This window comes from Halovulum dunhuangense, assembly GCF_013093415.1.
Taxonomy (GTDB): Bacteria; Pseudomonadota; Alphaproteobacteria; order Rhodobacterales; family Rhodobacteraceae; genus Halovulum; species Halovulum dunhuangense.
On the sequence record NZ_JABFBC010000001.1, the window covers coordinates 1,957,710 to 1,974,543 of the forward strand.

Consider the following 16,834-nt stretch of genomic DNA (forward strand, 5'->3'; position numbering starts at 1 on the left):
AAGGATGTTCAAGAAGATCCTCATTGCCAACCGCGGCGAGATCGCGCTTCGCGTGATCCGCGCTTGCAAGGAAATGGGCATCCTCTCGGTCGCGGTGCATTCCACGGCGGATGCCGACGCCATGCATGTGCGCATGGCCGACGAGAGCGTGTGCATCGGCCCGCCGCCCGGCACCGACAGCTACCTGTCGATCCCCTCGATCGTGTCCGCCTGCGAGATCACCGGCGCCGAGGCGATCCACCCAGGCTATGGCTTCCTGTCCGAGAACGCCGCCTTCGTGCAGGTGCTCGAGGATCACGGCATCACCTTCATCGGCCCCTCGTCGGAACATATCCGCATGATGGGCGACAAGATCACCGCCAAGGAAACCATGCTGAAGCTGGGCGTGCCCTGCGTGCCCGGCTCCGAGGGCGGCGTGCCCACGGTGCAGGACGCCCGGCGGATCGCGGCCGATATGGGCTACCCCGTCATCATCAAGGCCACCGCGGGCGGTGGCGGGCGCGGCATGAAACTTGCGCGCAGGCCCGAGGAACTGGACATGGCCTTTTCCTCGGCCCGGTCCGAGGCCAAGGCCGCCTTCGGCAATGACGCGGTCTACATAGAGAAATACCTCCAGCGCCCGCGCCATATCGAGATCCAGATCTTCGGGGACGGCAAGGGTCGCGCCGTCCACCTGGGCGAGCGGGACTGCTCGCTTCAGCGGCGCCACCAGAAGGTGTTCGAGGAATCCCCCTCGCCGGCGATCGACGGCGAAACCCGCGCGCGCATTGGCAAGGTCTGCGCCGACGCCGTGGGGGCCATGGGCTATTCCGGCGCCGGGACGATCGAGTTCCTCTACGAGGACGGCGAGTTCTATTTCATCGAGATGAACACCCGCCTTCAGGTCGAGCATCCCGTGACCGAGGCGGTCTATGGCGTGGACCTGGTCCGCGAACAGATCCGCGTCGCCGCCGGCGAAGAGATGAGCCTGCGCCAGGAAGACCTGATCCCCAACGGCCACGCCATCGAATGCCGGATCAACGCGGAAAAGCTGCCCGAGTTCCGCCCCTCTCCGGGCCGGGTCACGGCCTTTCACGCGCCGGGGGGACTTGGCGTGCGGATGGACAGCGCGCTTTATCAGGGCTATTCGATCCCGCCCTATTACGACAGCCTGATCGGCAAGCTGATCGTGCATGGCTCTGACCGGACCGCGGCGCTGGCGCGGCTGCGGCGCGCACTCGGCGAGTTGATCGTCGACGGGGTCGAGACGACGACGCCCCTGTTCCACGCCCTCCTGGACGAGCCGGACATCCAGTCCGGGAACTACACGATCCACTGGCTCGAAAAATGGCTCGAAGCGCATAGCTGAGATGGGATAGGATCGGGGGCAGGATGAGAGATGACATCACGCCCCCGCTGACCGCACGCCTGCTTCTGGAGGCCTATGTCGCCGGGATCTTCCCGATGGCCGACGGGGCCGAGGCACGCGACGTTTTCTGGGTCGATCCGCAGCTGCGCGGCATCCTGCCGCTCGACGGGCTGCATGTGTCGCGCAGCCTGCGCAAGCGCATCCGCCAGGGCGGGTTCGAGATACGCGTGAACAGCCGCTTCGCCGAGGTGCTGGACGCCTGCGCCGACCGCGAGGAAACCTGGATCAACCGCCAGATCTTTTCGCTCTACATGGACCTGCACCGCACCGGCTATGCCCATTCGGTCGAGGTCTGGATGGACGGAAAGCTTGTGGGCGGGCTTTACGGCGTGGCGCTCGGCGGGGCGTTCTTCGGCGAAAGCATGTTCTCGCGCCGCCCGGACGCGTCAAAGATCGCGCTGGTCTGGCTGGTGGCGCGCCTGCGCGCGGGCGGGTTCACGCTGCTCGACACGCAGTTCGTCACGGACCATCTGGAAAGCATGGGCGCCGTGGAAATCACGCGCGCGGAATACCAGCGGCGTCTGGACAAGGCCCTTCGCCGGCCAGCCGATTTCTGGCGCCTGCCCCTGTCGACGGACGCTCAGTCGGTGGTGCAGCTCAGCACCCAGACATCGTAACGCGGATGGTCCAGCGCCGAAAGCGCGGGGCTTGATGCCAGCATCCAGCCGGTAAACCGGTCCGTATCGTCCCGCTCGTCCCGGATGCGCAGGAAGGCATAGGCATCGGCTTCTGGGCTTTCGGCCGGAAAGCGGCAGGCTTCAAGCGAGACGATCAGCCGCTCGAAGCGCAGCGTCTCGCCGACGGCGATGGTGAAGTCGCTCACCTCGTTGGTCAGCGTGTCGAGCCCCCGCAGGCGCGCCGCGCCCGCCACCCCGAACCGGGCGGCCTGCTCTTCGGTAAAGGTGTCGGCCGGATCGCTGCCCAGAAGTCCCTCGATCTCGGCCTCGAGGCCGAGCCCCTCCTCCACCGGTTCCTCAAGGGGCATCGCATCGCCCCCGTCCTGCGCCAGCGCGGCCAGCGGCAGGAGCGCGAGGGCGAGCGTCAGGCCAAGCCTGCGATGCATCACTCGGTCTCCCCGGTGTCGTTGGTGACGAAGCGCATCATCAGGTTGAGAAAGCTGACCGAGCTTTGCGTCAGCAGGATCTCGTCGCCCTCGGCCAGCATGAACTCGGATCCACCCGGCGTCAGTTCGACGTAGCTGCCCCCGAGAAGCCCCTCCGAGGCGATCTTCACGTCGGAATCGTCCGGAACCATGATCCCGTCATCGACCGTAAAGACCAGGTCCGCGCGATAGGTGTCGGGGTTCAGGTTGAGCCCGGTGACCGAGCCGATCTTGACCCCCGCCATGCGCACATCGGTCCCGACCGATACCCCCTCGGCCGAAGTGAAGCTGGCGCGCAGCGCGTAGCGCCCGTCGCCGTCGCCGAACAGGTCGGCGGACTGGTTGGCCACGAACAGAAATCCGCCTGCGACCAGCAGGACGCCCGCGCCCAGCAGGGTTTCCGTGACGCTGTTGGCCATGTCAGGACTGCTCCGGGCTCCAGGCTTCGTAATCGGTGCGCGCCTTGGGCACCGGAGCGTACAGGCTTCCGGGGGGATGATAGGCGGCCGGTGTCCCCGTCATGTTGGGCTGATGCGGCTTTTCCCACGCCTTGCGGGCCAGCGGCGCGCGCGTCGGCGGCTCCTGGAAGGTATGGTGCAGCCAGCCGTGCCACTCCGGAGAGACGCGGCTTGCCTCCGCCTCGCCGTTGTAGATGACCCAGCGCCGCGCACCGTCCTTCGACTGGTAAAAGACGTTGCCCTGCTCGTCGTCGCCGACCCTTGTGCCGTTGCGCGAGGTCCAGAGCCGCGTGCCCAGGGTCTGGCCGTTCCACCAGGTAAAGATCTCGGAAATCAGGCCCATATCCAACCCTTCCTTCTCGTGTTGACCCTTTCTAAGGCGGGGTCTGCCCGAGGTCCAGTGCCTAGGCAGGCTGCCGCGCAGTCACCTCGATCTCGATCTTCATCGCCGGGTCGATCAGCCCCGCCTCGATCATCATTGCAGCCGGGCGTGCCGTGCCGAAGGCCGCCCGCAGCGCTGGCCAGCACGCCTCGAAATCGTTCTTGTCGGCCATGACATAGGTGACGCGCACCACGTCGTTCAGGCTGGCGCCCGCCTGGGCGAGTGCCGCGCCGATGTTCTTCAGCGCCTGTTCGGCCTGCGCCAGCGCGCCCTCGGCAAGCGTCATCGTCTCGTAATTCATGCCCGTGGTGCCCGAGACGAAGACCCAGCCGTCGCAGACGACCGCGCGGGAATAACCGATCTCGGCCTCGAACCGCGACCCGGAAGAGATCAGGCGACGTGTCATGGAAGTCTCCGCAGGGGTTGAAGTTCAATCAAAAAGGGCCGCTGGATGCAGCGGCCCCTGTTGCGATGTCACGTTGTCTCAGCCGGCCGAGGCAGGCTCCTTGCGCTTGTCCGCATAGATCAGCAGCGGCTCGCCCTGGCGGTTGATCGCTTCCTCGTTGACGACAACCTCCTCGACGCCCTCCATGCCCGGGATCTCGAACATGCAGTCGAGGAGCACTTCCTCGAGGATCGAGCGCAGGCCGCGCGCGCCGGTCTTGCGCTCGATCGCGCGCTTGGCAATCGCGATCAGCGCCTCTTCGGTGAAGGTGAGATTGACGTCCTCCATCTCGAACAGGCGCTGGTACTGCTTGACGAGGGCGTTCTTCGGCTTGGTCAGGATGGTGACGAGCGCCTCCTCGTCCAGGTCGGACAGGGTGGCGATCACCGGCAGACGGCCGACGAATTCGGGGATAAGGCCGAATTTCAGCAGATCCTCGGGCTCCAGCTCCTTGAAGACGTCGCCGATCCGGCGGTCGTCATCCGCCTTGACGTTGGCGCCGAAGCCCATCGCGCTGCCCTTGTTGCGCTGGGCGATGATCTTGTCGAGCCCGGCAAAGGCGCCGCCGCAGATGAACAGGATGTTGGTCGTGTCCACCTGCAGGAATTCCTGCTGCGGATGCTTGCGCCCGCCCTGGGGCGGCACGCTCGCCACGGTGCCTTCCATGATCTTGAGAAGCGCCTGCTGCACCCCCTCTCCCGACACGTCGCGGGTGATCGAGGGGTTGTCGGACTTGCGGCTGATCTTGTCGACCTCGTCGATATAGACGATGCCGCGCTGCGCCCGCTCGACATTGTATTCGGCCGATTGCAGCAGCTTGAGGATGATGTTCTCGACATCCTCGCCGACATAGCCGGCCTCGGTCAGGGTGGTCGCATCGGCCATGGTGAAGGGCACGTCGAGGATGCGCGCCAGCGTCTGCGCCAGAAGCGTCTTGCCGCAGCCGGTCGGGCCGATCAGCATGATGTTCGACTTCGACAGCTCGACATCGGGGCTTTTCGACGAATGGCTCAGCCGCTTGTAATGGTTGTGCACCGCGACCGAAAGCACGCGCTTGGCCTTTTCCTGGCCGATAACGTAGTCGTCGAGTACCGCGCAGATCTCCTGCGGGGTCGGCACGCCGTCGGCGGATTTCACCAGGTTGGACTTCGTTTCCTCGCGGATGATGTCCATGCACAGCTCGACGCATTCGTCGCAGATGAACACGGTCGGCCCCGCTATCAGCTTGCGCACCTCGTGCTGGCTCTTGCCGCAGAACGAACAGTAAAGCGTGTTCTTGCTGTCGCCGCCGCCGGTCTTGCTCATGGTTCCCTCCTGGGCCCGGGTATCGTTCTCGTCAGCAGACGCTGGGCCCCGTCCGAGTCATATCATATTGTCCAAGGCGCATTAGGCAATGCGGGAAGGGGAATGACAAGGGACGCCACCGGTTTTTTGGCGGAACAATCCCTTGAGGTCCGTGACTTTCCCCGCATCGGCAGGGCCCGGTGCTTTCCTGCGCCCTTGCGCCGCAAGGACCACCATGGACGCCCCTGCGCCTGCCGTCGCCCGGCGCGGCTGGATGTTCCGCCGGACCGGGTGCTGCCTCAAGCGATGGCATGCTCCGCCGACACGCGCAGCGCGTTTCCCGGCGACGCCCAGCGGTGGGCAGGCCGGCCGTCCCGTTTCCGCCCGTCGTGGCAGAGGTGGGGATGGCCGGGCACGGCTGCAAGCCCTGCATCCGCGCCGTGGATCGCGTGCGCCAGAGCGGCCCCCGGGGGCCACCCGGCCTATCCCGCAAGCGCGCGGCGCGGCGCCTCGACCTGCGGAGCCGCATAGCTGAAGACGGAGAGTGCCTTGACCAGGCGTTCCGCATCCCGCTGGAGGCCCTGTATCTCGGCGTTGGTCTCGTCCACCATGCCGGCATTCTGCTGGGTGAGCCCGTCCATCTGGGTGACGGCCTGGTTTATCTCCTGCAGGCCCATGGCCTGTTCGCGCGCGGCATGAGAGATGTTGCCCACGATCTCGGTCACGCCCTTCACATGGCCCGCGATCCCGTTCAGGGCGGCGCGGGTCCGTTCGACCAGCGCGACGCCGCTGCGCACCTGCTGATCCGAGGATTGCACCAGGGCCTTGATCGTGCCGGCAGCATCGGCGCAGCGCTGCGCAAGGCCCCGCACCTCGTGGGCGACTACGGCAAAGCCCCGCCCGGCATCGCCTGCGCGCGCCGCCTCGACACTGGCGTTCAGCGCGAGAAGATTGGTCTGGAAGGCGATCTCGTCGATCAGCGTCACGATCTTGACGATCTCGGACGAGCCGTTCTCGATTTCGCGCATGGCGGCGCTGGCCTCGCTCACGACCTGGCCCGAGCCGTCGGTTTCCTCGCGCATCGCGACGACCAGTCGCGCAGCCTCTCCGGCGACGCTGGCGGTGGAGCCCACGCTTTCGGTCAGCTGGTGCAAGGCGGCCGAACTTTCCTCCAGGCTGGCCGCCTGTTGCGCGGTGCGGTCCGACAGGCGGTTCGTGCCATCGGTGATGCGTTGCGCTGCCGCGCCGATCGCATCGGCGCCCCTGGTAACGGTAGAGATCGCCAGCGACAGCCCGCCCAGCGCCTGGTTCAGCTTGACCGCGATGGCGCCGAACTGGCACGGCGCATCCTCGGGCATGCGCACGCCCAGATCATTCGCGGCAAGGCCCTCGACCACCAGTTCGATGGCGGCGATCCCATCGGCGATCTGCTTGTCCTGTTGCGCCTTCTGGGCAGCGATATCGGCGCGGGCCAACTCCAGCCGCGAGAGATACTCGGAAATGCCCATCCCGGCATCGAGGAACGCCGCGCGGATCAGCACGGCCACATCCTCCCGCAACTCATTCAGGTCGGGCCCCGGCCCGCGCCTGAACCACCCCTGCGGCACGCCATCCGCCTGTGCGCGGTCGATCATCTGGCGTACCAGATCCTCCAGCACCACGGCATAGCCGGCCAGGTACTTGTCGGGTTCCAGCCCGATGGAGGCATGGATCTGGCCCACCCTTCCGACGGCCTTTTCGTAATGCGCGTCGAAATTCGCCTCGGCCATCATGAGCCAGTGTTCGCGCTGGCGGTCCCGCGCATGCGCGATCCGCCCCGGAGACGCGAACTTGCCTTCAAGGTCCGGACGCGTGGCAAGCCTTGCGTAGAAGGTTTCAAGCGCCGGGCCCATGATCTCGCCGATCCGGGGTTTCAGCGCGGCAAGACGTTCCCGCGCGGGCGCGTCCATTCCGATGAAATCCAGTTGATCCTGGATGCGATTGTCTTTTCCGTCCACGTCCTGTCCCCGCAAATCCATGTCTGCGGGAACCTTCTTATCGGCGCGGCGTTACCCAATGGTTACGCCGCGCATCGACAAGTCAGCTGTCGGCCTCGCCACGATTGGTGACGATCTCGTCCACGATGCCCCAGTCGCGCGCGGCCTCGGCGGTCATGAAGTTGTCGCGGTCCAGCGCCGCCTCGACCTTTTCCAGTTCCTGCCCGGTGTGGCGGACATAGATCTCGTTCAGCCGATGCTTGAGCGCCTGCGTCTCGCGCGCGTGGATCATGATGTCGGTGGCCTGGCCCTGGTAGCCGCCCGAGGGCTGGTGCACCATGATCCGGGCGTTGGGCAGCGCAAAGCGCATCCCCGGCGCGCCCGCGGCCAGCAGCAGCGACCCCATCGAGGCCGCCTGCCCGATGCACACCGTCGAGATCTTGGGCCGGATGTACTGCATGGTGTCGTAGATCGACAGGCCCGAGGTCACGATACCGCCGGGGCTGTTGATATACATCGAGATTTCCTTCTTCGGGTTCTCGGCCTCGAGGAAGAGCAGCTGCGCCACGATCACGGTCGCCATGTCGTCATGGACGGGGCCGGACACGAAGACGATCCGCTCCTTCAGCAGCCGCGAGAAGATGTCATAGCGGATCGAGCCCCGCGCGGTCGTTTCGTCCACGGTGGGGATGATGAAGCTTTGCAGCGGCGAAAGCGGGTCATGCATGGGTGTTCTGCCTGTCCGGGGGGCCGCTGGGCGCGGCCCGGTGATCGGTCCCCTCTAGGAATAGTGCCGCGGCCGGGGGGCTGCAAGGGTCGCGGCGTACGGACCGGTCGGCGAATGCGGAAACGCGCGGGCCACGGGCCCGCGCGTTTCCCTGTCCGATCCGCCCGAGGGCGCGGGATCACTCCTCGTCGAGCGCCTCGATGGCCTTCTGCAGCTCGTCCTTGGAGACGGGCTTCTCGGTCACCTTGGCCTGTTCGAGGATATGATCCACGACCTTGTCCTCGAAGATCGGCGCGCGCAGCTGCTGCTGGGCGCCGGGGTTCTTCTGGATGAACTCGAAGAAGGCGCGTTCCTGGCCCGGATACTGGCGGGCCTGCTGGAACATGGCCTGCTGGAGTTCCGCGTCGGTGACGGTGATCTCGGCCTTGTTGCCGACCTCGGCCAGCAGCAGGCCCAGCCGCACGCGGCGCTCGGCCAGCTTGTTGTGCTCTTCGGTCGGCTCGATCGCGCCGTGGTCGTGGCCCTGGTGCTCGGGGTTTTCCTCGTGCCACAGCTGGTGGGCGATCTGGCGCGCCTCGGTCTCGACCAGGCTCGGCGGCAGGTCGAAGCTGACGGCGGCATCCAGCGCGTCCATCAGGCGACGCTTGAGCACCTGGCGCGCGGCGCCGGCATATTCCTCGGCCAGACGCTCGCGGATCTGCGCCTTCAGCGCCTCGAGATCGTCCATCCCGAACTTCTTGGCCAGCTCGTCGTCGATCTCGGCGGGCTTCGGGGCCTTCACGTCCTTTACCGTGCAGGAAAACACGGCTTCCTTGCCGGCAAGCTGCTTGGCCTGGTAGCTTTCCGGGAAAGTGACCTTGACCTCGAGCTCCTCGCCGGCCTTGGCGCCGACCAGCTGCTCCTCGAAGCCGGGGATGAAGCTGCCGGACCCCAGCACCAGCGGGTAATCCTCGGCCGCGCCGCCGTCAAAGGCCTCGCCGTCGATCTTGCCCACGAAGTCGATGACGATCTGGTCGCCGTCCTTCGCCTTCGAGCCCTTGCGGCGCGACTCGAAGTTGCTCGCCGACCCGGCAAGATTCTCGAGCGCCTCGTTCACGGCGTCGTCCTCGATCTCGGCGACCAGCTTTTCCAGCTCGATTCCGGTGAAGTCGGTCTCGGGCACCTCGGGAAGCGCCTCGTAGGTCAGGGCGACCTCGACGTCCTGGCCCTCTTCCCAGTTCTCGTTGGTCATCTTGACGTCGGGCTGCACCGCCGGACGGTCGCCCGTCTTCTCGAAATGCTCGCGCATCGCGGCATCGATGCTTTCCTGCATCGCCTCGCCCAGCACCGACTTGCCGAACATCTTCTTCATCAGCGCGGCGGGCGCCTTGCCCTTGCGGAAGCCCTTCATCTGGAAGCCCTTGCGCGCTTCCTCCAGCTTCTCGCTGACCTTGGCTTCCAGTTCGGCCGCCGTGACGGTAATCGAATAGCCGCGTTTCAAACCTTCGTTCAGGGTCTCGGTGACCTGCATGTGTCCTTCTTCCTCATACCTGGTTTTTGGTGCGGGTGGAGGGATTTGAACCCCCACGCCTTGCGGCACCAGAACCTAAATCTGGCGTGTCTGCCAATTTCACCACACCCGCGCACCAAGATCGTCCGCCGGTCGGGCTACCGGAAATCGGCGCCCTTCTAGCAAACACACCCGGGGGGCGCGAGGGAAAAATGCGCGCCGCGGGCCGCTATTCACGCAGTGCCCTCGCGCCGTGCGAAACCGCTGCCAGAACGCGGGGCAGCGCATCGGGAAGATCCTCGGCGATCAGGCCCGGACCGAAGGCGCGCGCGCAGTCCGCATGTAGCACGGCGGCACTCGCCGCGGCCGCGATCGGCGGCAGTCCGCGCGCCAGAAGCCCCGCGATGAAACCGGCCAGGACGTCGCCCGCCCCGGCGGTGGCAAGCCAGGGCACGGACCGCTCGTACAGCGCCGCCGCGATCCGGGTGGCGCCGGTCCGGTCGGCGATCACGGTATCGGGCCCCTTCAGCAGGACCGTGCAGCCCGCCCGCCGCGCCGCCGCCGTGACCGCGTCGACCTTCGAGAAGGCCGGACCGCGCCCGGGCGGCGCGGCGAGGCTTGCGGTGATATCGGGAAAGAGCCGCGCGAACTCGCCCATATGCGGTGTCAGGACGACGTTCTCGTGCAACAGATCGAACAGCGCCTCGGGCCGGTCGGCCCAGCAGCTCAGCGCATCGGCATCAAGCACCGTGGCGCGACCCGCCGCCAGCGCCACCCGCGCCAGCCCTGACGCCCGCTCGACCCCGAGGCCCGGACCAAGCAGCAGCGTGTCGAGGCGCGGATCCTCCAGTGCCGTGGCCAGCGCCGCGGCATCCCCTATCCCGCGCAACATCACCGCATCGAGCCGCGCGGCATGTTCGGGCAGCGCGTCGCCCGGCGCGCCGATCGTGACCAGCCCCGCACCCATCCGCAGCGCGCCGCGCGCCGCAAGCCGCGCCGCCCCACCATGCGAGGCAGGGCCCGACAGCACCAGCACATGCCCGTGTTCGTACTTGTGCCCCTGCCCTTTCAGCACCGCCTCCGGCGTTGCCTCGGCCAGGCGCACCACCGTCTCGGGCGCGACCCCGTCGGGCCCGAGACCGATATCGACGATGGCCAGCGCGCCGCACAGCGTCGCACCGGGCAGCAGGTAGTGACCGATGCGCGGGCGGTGAAAACTGACGGTCAGGTCCGCTGCCAGCGCATGGCCAAGATCGCGGCCGCTGTCGCTGCAGATGCCGCTTGGCAGATCCACCGCCAGCCGGAAGGCGCCGCTTCGGTCGATCGCGTCGCGAATCCCCGCCATGTCCGCGGGCAGGCCGCGGCTCAGGCCGGTGCCGAAGAGCGCGTCCACCACCAGATCGACCCCGCAGGCCATCGATGCGGCGATTTCCGGCCGGCGCCACGGCGCAGCCTCGCCCCATCGCGCCAGGTTTGTCGCCGCATCGGGCGGCAGCCGCGCGGGATCGCCCCAGAGCCTGACCTCGACCTGCCAGCCGCGCGCCCGCAACAGCCGGGCGACGACAAGGCCGTCCCCGCCATTGTTCCCCGGGCCGCACAGTACCAGCGCCCGGTGCGGCGCATGGGCAAAGGCGGGGCGTCTGGCCAGAAGCGCATCGACGACGCCGCGTCCGGCGCGTTCCATCAATTCCGCGCCACTTGCCTGTCCGCGCGCCATTGCGTGCTGCTCCGCGGCCCGCATCTGCCCTGCGCCAAGCAGTTCCATCCCGGAAAAACCTTCTCATTCTGCCTAAGAAATGTGCAAATTGCACAATTATGAGGCATTTACGCCGAAAGGGCCGCCTGCATCCATCCGCCACCAGCCTAGCGATTTGAAAAGCCCCCGACGAGGTGCTTTTTCCGTCGGGCACCCGGCGCGATCCGGCGCGGGGAGGAATGCGGGAGCACGAGATGAAAAAGATCGAGGCGATCATCAAGCCCTTCAAGCTCGACGAGGTGAAGGAGGCCCTTCAGGAGATCGGCGTCCAGGGTCTCTCGGTGATCGAGGCCAAGGGTTTCGGTCGCCAGAAGGGCCATACCGAGCTTTATCGCGGCGCAGAATATGTGGTCGACTTCCTGCCCAAGGTGAAGATCGAGGTCGTCATCTCCGACGACCTGGTCGACCAGGCGATCGAGGCGATCATCGCGGCCGCCAAGACGGGCAAGATCGGGGACGGCAAGATCTTCGTCTCCGAGGTGCAGCAGGCCATCCGCATCCGCACCGGCGAAGAAGGCCCCGACGCCCTCTGACGCCGCTTCCCATCCCGAAACCACGAACCATCAACTTGGGGAAACCTACCATGACCGACAGCTCTTCGATGCTGCGCACGATCAAGGACGAGGATGTCGAGTATGTCGACATCCGCTTCACCGACCCGCGCGGCAAGCTTCAGCACGTGACCGTCGTCGCCGACCTGGTGGACGAGGACTTCATGGCCGAGGGCTTCATGTTCGACGGCTCCTCGATCGCCGGCTGGAAGTCGATCGACAAGTCCGACATGAAACTGATGCCCGACGCGTCCTCGGCCTACATGGACCCGTTCTACGCCGAAAAGACGCTCTGCGTGCATTGCGACGTGCTCGAGCCCGACACCAACGAGGCTTATGAGCGCGACCCCCGCACCACCGCCAAGAAGGCCGAGGCCTATCTGAAATCGTCGGGCATCGGCGACCAGTCCTACTGGGGCCCCGAGGCCGAGTTCTTCATCTTCGACAACGTGAAGTACTCCACCTCGATGAACAAGGTGGCCTTCGAGGTCGACGCGCATGACGCGGCCTGGAACACCGACACCGACTACGAGATGGGCAACCTCGGCCACCGTCCGGGCGTCAAGGGCGGCTACTTCCCCGTGCCCCCGATCGACCATGCCCAGGACCTGCGCGGCGAGATGCTGTCGACCATGAAGCGCATGGGCATGAAGGTGGACAAGCACCACCACGAGGTCGCTTCGGCCCAGCACGAGCTTGGCCTGATCTTCGGCACGCTCACGGAGCAGGCCGACAACATGCAGAAATACAAGTACGTCATCCACAACGTGGCGAACGCCTACGGCAAGTCGGTGACCTTCATGCCGAAGCCGATCGCGGGCGACAACGGCACCGGCATGCACGTCAACCAGTCGATCTGGAAGGATGGCAAGCCGCTCTTCGCGGGCGACAAGTATGCCGACCTGTCGGACGAGGCGCTGTGGTACATCGGCGGCATCCTGAAGCATGCCAAGGCGCTGAACGCCTTCACCAACCCGTCGACCAACTCCTACAAGCGCCTGATCCCGGGCTTCGAGGCGCCGGTTCTGCTGGCCTACTCCGCGCGCAACCGTTCGGCCTCGATCCGCATTCCGTGGACCGAAAGCCCGAAGGCCAAGCGCGTGGAAACCCGCTTCCCCGATCCGTCCTGCAACCCCTACCTCGCCTTCTCGGCGCTGCTGCTGGCGGGTCTCGACGGGATCAAGAACAAGATCCACCCCGGCGACGCGGCCGACAAGGATCTCTACGACCTGCCGCCCGAGGAACTGGCCGGCATCCCCACCGTCTGCGGCTCGCTGCGCGAGGCCCTGCAGTCGGTCGAGGCCGATCACGAGTTCCTGCTGGCCGGCGACGTGTTCACCCGCGACCAGATCGAGGGCTATGTCGAGCTGAAGTGGGAAGAGGTGTACCGCTACGAGCACACCCCGCACCCGGTCGAATACGCGATGTACTACAGCTGCTGAGCGCAGCACTCCCCAGACCACTTCAGGGGCCCTTCGGGGCCCCTTTTTCTATTTTACGGCAATGGGTTCCGGGCTGGTCTTGCCAACCGGCGGCAACATGCGCCTAGCGCTGCGGCCGCGGGCCGCGGAAGCGTTCCGGCAGCGGCGCGGCGTGATCGTCGGACCCCTCCTCCAGCCGCGTCTCGAGCCAGTCCTCCAGCTCCACCAGATCCTCCGGCAGGGGCTGGCCGAGCGCGCGCATCTCGGACAGCTTCTCGCGCAGCCGTTCCTGGGCGACATGCGCGTCCTTCGGGGTGGCGGCGATTTCCTCCAGCAGCGCGTAGATGCTGGCCTTGAGCGTCTCGAAAGCCATCACGTCACCCCGCGCATCTGCGGCAGAACGGCGTCGCGGGCAGCAGGTCGAGGCGCTCCTCCGAGATGTCGTCGCCACAGGTGACGCACTGCCCGTAGCTGCCATCCTCGATCCGGCCGAGGGCTGCGCGGATCATCTCGATCTCCTTGCGGCCCGAATTTCCCAGCCGCTCCATCACCTCGTCATCCTCGCGCTCTGTCGCCCGATCCTCGTCGTCCTGGGGTGCGGGGGCGTCCAGCGCCTCCTCGATCTCGAGCAGCCGTTCGTTCAGCTCCCCGAGCCGCGTCTCCAGCGCCGCCCTGCGTTTGTCCCATTTGCCCATGTCGTCCTGCTCCTTTTCGCATGTCTCGCCCCAGCCTTGACCGGCTGGCGCGCGGCGGACCTTGATCCCGATCAACAGCCTGTCAACGAAAGCGCAGCCCGGTCAAGAGCGCCGCGTGATCCGAGCCGAAGGCATCGATCATCCGCGTCTCGGCCAGAAGTTCCTCGGACACCAGAACATGATCGAGCGGCAGGCCCGGCCAGAAGGCGGGCCGCAGAAAGGTCAGCCGCAACCCCGGCACGGCCCGCGTGCCGGTCGACTCGGCGATGCGCTTCAGGCTGGCGCCCCAGGCGGGGATGTTGAAATCCCCCGCGATGACGACGGGCTCTTCCAGCTCCGCGAGGATCCCGGCCACCCGTTCCGACTGCGCCGCCTGTGTGTGTGGCCAGGGCCAGGGCAGGTGCAGCGTCACGGCCGTCACTTCCCCCGCCGGCGTCGAAAGCCGCGCCCAGGCCACGCCCTGCCCCCGGGCGCAGCCGGGGCTGCCGATCATCGGGTGGCGCGACAGAAGCGCCACGTCGCCCACGCCCGCGAACTCGCAGAGCACCTGCGTGGGATAGCGCAGCGCATCCAGGATCGCGCGGTTGGGCCGGCTCACCTCCTGGAACGCCACGATATCGGCGCGCGCGGCCTCGACGCCGGCGACAACCGCCTGCGGCGTCGGGTTGTCGAAACGCAGGTTCTGGCTGAACAGCGTCAGTTCGGGCGGGCCGATGGGATCGGCCGGCAGCACTGCGGGCGCAAGGCCTGCGGCGGCCAGCATCGCGCCGGTCAGCGCGATGAACCGCGCCGTCATCGCCCGGAACACCAGCGCAAAGGCGAACAGCGCGCCAAAGGCCACCAGCGCATGCAGCCGAAAGGCGCCGAGCGTATCCAGCGCCGGGTGCCGGTCGCCGAAATAGCCGGCGATCACGGCCACGATCCCTGCGGTGGCGATGGCCGTGGTCAGGCCGCGAATGGCGTCGAGCATGGGATTCTCCTCCTGCTGCCGCGATGATTGAGGGATCGCAGGTGGAATGTCACCCGTGGCGGTTCGGATCCGCAGCGATCGGCGCAGCGCGACGCACCCGCCGCCTTCGGGCGCTATTGCGGGGACCGGGCCCAGATGTTCTAATGGCGCCAGCAAAAAACACAAAATCGAGCATGATCATGGCCGCAGACGATCTTTTCGCCGGGGGGGCAGACGATGCCACCTATGATGCTTCCTCGATCGAGGTTCTCGAAGGGCTCGAGCCGGTGCGCAAGCGCCCCGGCATGTATATCGGCGGCACCGACGAACGCGCGCTTCATCACCTTGTGGCCGAGGTGCTCGACAACGCGATGGACGAGGCGGTGGCGGGCCATGCCAACCGGATCGAGGTCGAGCTGCATGCCGACGGATCCTGCACCATCCGCGACAACGGGCGCGGGATTCCCGTGGACCCGCATCCGCGCTTTCCCGACAAGTCCGCGCTCGAGGTGATCCTCTGCACGCTGCATGCGGGCGGCAAGTTCTCGGGCAAGGCCTATCAGACCTCGGGCGGCCTGCACGGCGTGGGGGTTTCGGTGGTGAACGCGCTTTCCGACCATGTCCGGGTCGAGGTGGCGCGCAACAGGACGCTCTATGCGCAGGAATTCTCGCGCGGGATCCCGCAGGGGGGCTTGCAGACGCTGGGGCCGACGCCCAACCGGCGCGGCACGACCGTCACCTTCCATCCCGACCCGCAGATCTTCGGCGCGGGGTCGCGGCTCAAGCCCGCGCGCCTGCTGTCGATGGCGCGATCCAAGGCCTATCTCTTCTCGGGCGTGGAAATCCGCTGGAAATGCGCGGCCGAACTGGCCGACGACCAGACCCCCGAACAGGCGGTGTTCCACTTCCCCGGCGGACTTTCGGATTACCTGAAGGAACGGCTCGAAGGGTCTGCCACCTATAGCGAAAAGCCGTTTGCGGGAAAGGTTTCCTTTGCCGAGAAATTCGGGGCCTCCACCCCCGGCTCGGTCGAATGGGCGATCAACTGGACACCGTCGCGCGACGGGTTCGTGCAGTCCTACTGCAACACCGTGCCCACGCCCGAGGGCGGCACGCACGAGGCCGGTTTCTGGGCCGCGATCCTCAAGGGCATCCGCGCCTATGGCGAGCTTGCCTCAAACCGCAAGGCCGCCAACATCACCCGCGAGGACGTGCAGGCCGGCGGCTCCGCGATGATCTCGGTCTTCATCCGCGAGCCCGATTTCGTCGGCCAGACCAAGGATCGCCTGTCCACGGCGGAAGCGCAGAGGCTGGTCGAGCAGTCCGTCCGCGACCATTTCGACAACTGGCTGGCGGCGGACACGAAATCGGCGGGCGCGATCCTCGACTACCTGGTGCTCAAGGCCGAGGAGCGCCTGCGCCGCAAGGCAGAAAAGGAGACATCGCGCAAGTCCGCCACCAAGAAGCTGCGCCTGCCCGGCAAGCTGGTCGATTGCTCTTCGAACAGCCGCGAGGGGACCGAGCTGTTCCTGGTCGAAGGCGACAGCGCGGGCGGCTCGGCCAAGATGGCCCGCCTGCGCGAGATCCAGGCGCTGCTGCCGCTCCGCGGCAAGATCCTGAACGTGCTGGGCGCGGCATCGTCCAAGATGGGCCAGAACCAGGAGCTGAACGACCTGTGCCAGGCGCTTGGCACCGGGCTCGGCTCGAAGTTCAGCGTCGAGGATCTGCGCTACGAGAAGATCATCATCATGACCGACGCCGATGTGGACGGCGCGCATATCGCGGCACTTCTGATGACCTTCTTCTTCACCCAGATGCGGCCGATGATAGATCACGGCCATCTCTATCTTGCCTGCCCGCCGCTCTACCGCCTGACGCAGGGCGCGCACCGGGTCTATGCGATGGACGACGCGGAAAAGGACATGTGGCTGGAACGCGGCCTTGGCGGGCGCGGCAAGATCGACATCAGCCGCTTCAAGGGCCTGGGCGAGATGGACGCCAAGGATCTGAAGGAAACCACGATGAACCCCGCCACCCGCAAGCTGATCCGCGTCACCATCGACGAGGACGAGCCGGGAGAGACCTCGGGCCTGGTCGAGCGGCTGATGGGCAAGAAGCCGGAACTGCGCTTCCAGTACATCCAGGAAAACGCCCGCTTCGTGGAAGAGCTGGACGTCTGACGCACGGCGCA

At 66.6% G+C, this 16,834-nt stretch carries 17 protein-coding genes and 1 tRNA gene; 5 read left to right on the top strand and 13 right to left on the bottom strand.

Translation table 11 applies throughout. The annotated features are described in order from the left end of the window. Positions 1 to 4 precede the first annotated feature (4 nt). Both accC and aat read left to right on the top strand, forming a co-directional pair. Entirely contained in the window at positions 5 to 1,348 is a 1,344-nt protein-coding gene (gene accC, locus HMH01_RS09475) for an acetyl-CoA carboxylase biotin carboxylase subunit (RefSeq protein WP_171324622.1), read from the top strand. 23 nt (positions 1,349 to 1,371) lie between these two features. Next, positions 1,372 to 2,025 carry a leucyl/phenylalanyl-tRNA--protein transferase gene (aat, locus tag HMH01_RS09480; RefSeq protein ID WP_171324624.1) on the top strand — a complete coding sequence of 218 codons (654 nt, stop codon included), beginning with the start codon at positions 1,372 to 1,374 and terminating at the stop codon, positions 2,023 to 2,025. Here aat and HMH01_RS09485 read toward each other — a convergent pair. The 10 genes from HMH01_RS09485 to HMH01_RS09530 form a co-directional block, all read right to left on the bottom strand. Then, positions 1,989 to 2,471 carry a DUF2155 domain-containing protein gene (locus HMH01_RS09485; protein WP_246237305.1) on the bottom strand — a complete coding sequence of 161 codons (483 nt, stop codon included), beginning with the start codon at positions 2,469 to 2,471 and terminating at the stop codon, positions 1,989 to 1,991. The two genes, aat and HMH01_RS09485, sit on opposite strands and share 37 nt — an antisense overlap. Further along, positions 2,471 to 2,929, bottom strand: coding sequence for an outer membrane lipid asymmetry maintenance protein MlaD (mlaD, locus tag HMH01_RS09490; protein ID WP_171324626.1), 459 nt, complete (start codon positions 2,927 to 2,929; stop codon positions 2,471 to 2,473). The genes HMH01_RS09485 and mlaD overlap by 1 nt, the downstream gene beginning before the upstream one ends. Before the next feature lies 1 nt (position 2,930). Next, on the bottom strand, positions 2,931 to 3,311 hold the full coding sequence (locus HMH01_RS09495; protein WP_171324629.1) for an NADH:ubiquinone oxidoreductase subunit NDUFA12: 381 nt from the start codon (positions 3,309 to 3,311) through the stop codon (positions 2,931 to 2,933). A gap of 61 nt (positions 3,312 to 3,372) precedes the next feature. Then, positions 3,373 to 3,756: a RidA family protein gene (locus HMH01_RS09500; protein WP_171324630.1), complete on the bottom strand. Its 384-nt coding sequence runs from the start codon at positions 3,754 to 3,756 to the stop codon at positions 3,373 to 3,375. A 78-nt stretch (positions 3,757 to 3,834) separates the two neighbouring features. After that, complete coding sequence (gene clpX, locus HMH01_RS09505) at positions 3,835 to 5,100, bottom strand: ATP-dependent Clp protease ATP-binding subunit ClpX (RefSeq protein WP_171324632.1); 1,266 nt, start codon at positions 5,098 to 5,100, stop codon at positions 3,835 to 3,837. A gap of 461 nt (positions 5,101 to 5,561) precedes the next feature. Then, positions 5,562 to 7,097 carry a globin-coupled sensor protein gene (locus HMH01_RS09510; RefSeq protein ID WP_171324634.1) on the bottom strand — a complete coding sequence of 512 codons (1,536 nt, stop codon included), beginning with the start codon at positions 7,095 to 7,097 and terminating at the stop codon, positions 5,562 to 5,564. A gap of 61 nt (positions 7,098 to 7,158) precedes the next feature. After that, positions 7,159 to 7,782: an ATP-dependent Clp protease proteolytic subunit gene (locus HMH01_RS09515; RefSeq protein WP_171324636.1), complete on the bottom strand. Its 624-nt coding sequence runs from the start codon at positions 7,780 to 7,782 to the stop codon at positions 7,159 to 7,161. A 178-nt stretch (positions 7,783 to 7,960) separates the two neighbouring features. Beyond that, on the bottom strand, positions 7,961 to 9,292 hold the full coding sequence (gene tig, locus HMH01_RS09520) for a trigger factor (RefSeq protein ID WP_171324638.1): 1,332 nt from the start codon (positions 9,290 to 9,292) through the stop codon (positions 7,961 to 7,963). Between the two features lie 27 nt (positions 9,293 to 9,319). After that, positions 9,320 to 9,404: transfer RNA gene (locus HMH01_RS09525), tRNA-Leu, on the bottom strand. Between the two features lie 96 nt (positions 9,405 to 9,500). Beyond that, positions 9,501 to 11,036 carry an NAD(P)H-hydrate dehydratase gene (locus tag HMH01_RS09530; RefSeq protein ID WP_171324640.1) on the bottom strand — a complete coding sequence of 512 codons (1,536 nt, stop codon included), beginning with the start codon at positions 11,034 to 11,036 and terminating at the stop codon, positions 9,501 to 9,503. Positions 11,037 to 11,221: 185 nt separating this feature from the next. On the opposite strand from HMH01_RS09530, the gene HMH01_RS09535 reads away from it, so the two are divergent. Both HMH01_RS09535 and glnA read left to right on the top strand, forming a co-directional pair. Next, complete coding sequence (locus tag HMH01_RS09535; RefSeq protein WP_171324642.1) at positions 11,222 to 11,560, top strand: P-II family nitrogen regulator; 339 nt, start codon at positions 11,222 to 11,224, stop codon at positions 11,558 to 11,560. A 50-nt stretch (positions 11,561 to 11,610) separates the two neighbouring features. Next, complete coding sequence (glnA, locus tag HMH01_RS09540; protein ID WP_171324644.1) at positions 11,611 to 13,020, top strand: type I glutamate--ammonia ligase; 1,410 nt, start codon at positions 11,611 to 11,613, stop codon at positions 13,018 to 13,020. Positions 13,021 to 13,123: 103 nt separating this feature from the next. On the opposite strand, the gene HMH01_RS09545 is transcribed toward glnA, so the two are convergent. From HMH01_RS09545 to HMH01_RS09555, 3 genes are all read right to left on the bottom strand, one after another. Continuing rightward, positions 13,124 to 13,372, bottom strand: a complete 249-nt coding sequence (locus HMH01_RS09545; protein ID WP_216366779.1) for a hypothetical protein — start codon at positions 13,370 to 13,372, stop codon at positions 13,124 to 13,126. Positions 13,373 to 13,376: 4 nt separating this feature from the next. Then, positions 13,377 to 13,694 carry a TraR/DksA family transcriptional regulator gene (locus tag HMH01_RS09550; protein WP_171324646.1) on the bottom strand — a complete coding sequence of 106 codons (318 nt, stop codon included), beginning with the start codon at positions 13,692 to 13,694 and terminating at the stop codon, positions 13,377 to 13,379. An 82-nt stretch (positions 13,695 to 13,776) separates the two neighbouring features. Then, the gene (locus HMH01_RS09555) at positions 13,777 to 14,664 is read right to left on the bottom strand and encodes an endonuclease/exonuclease/phosphatase family protein (protein ID WP_171324648.1); all 888 of its coding nucleotides are present in this window, start codon (positions 14,662 to 14,664) and stop codon (positions 13,777 to 13,779) included. Between the two features lie 179 nt (positions 14,665 to 14,843). On the opposite strand from HMH01_RS09555, the gene parE reads away from it, so the two are divergent. Next, positions 14,844 to 16,823, top strand: coding sequence for a DNA topoisomerase IV subunit B (gene parE / locus HMH01_RS09560; protein ID WP_171324650.1), 1,980 nt, complete (start codon positions 14,844 to 14,846; stop codon positions 16,821 to 16,823). The last annotated feature ends 11 nt before the right edge of the window (positions 16,824 to 16,834 follow it).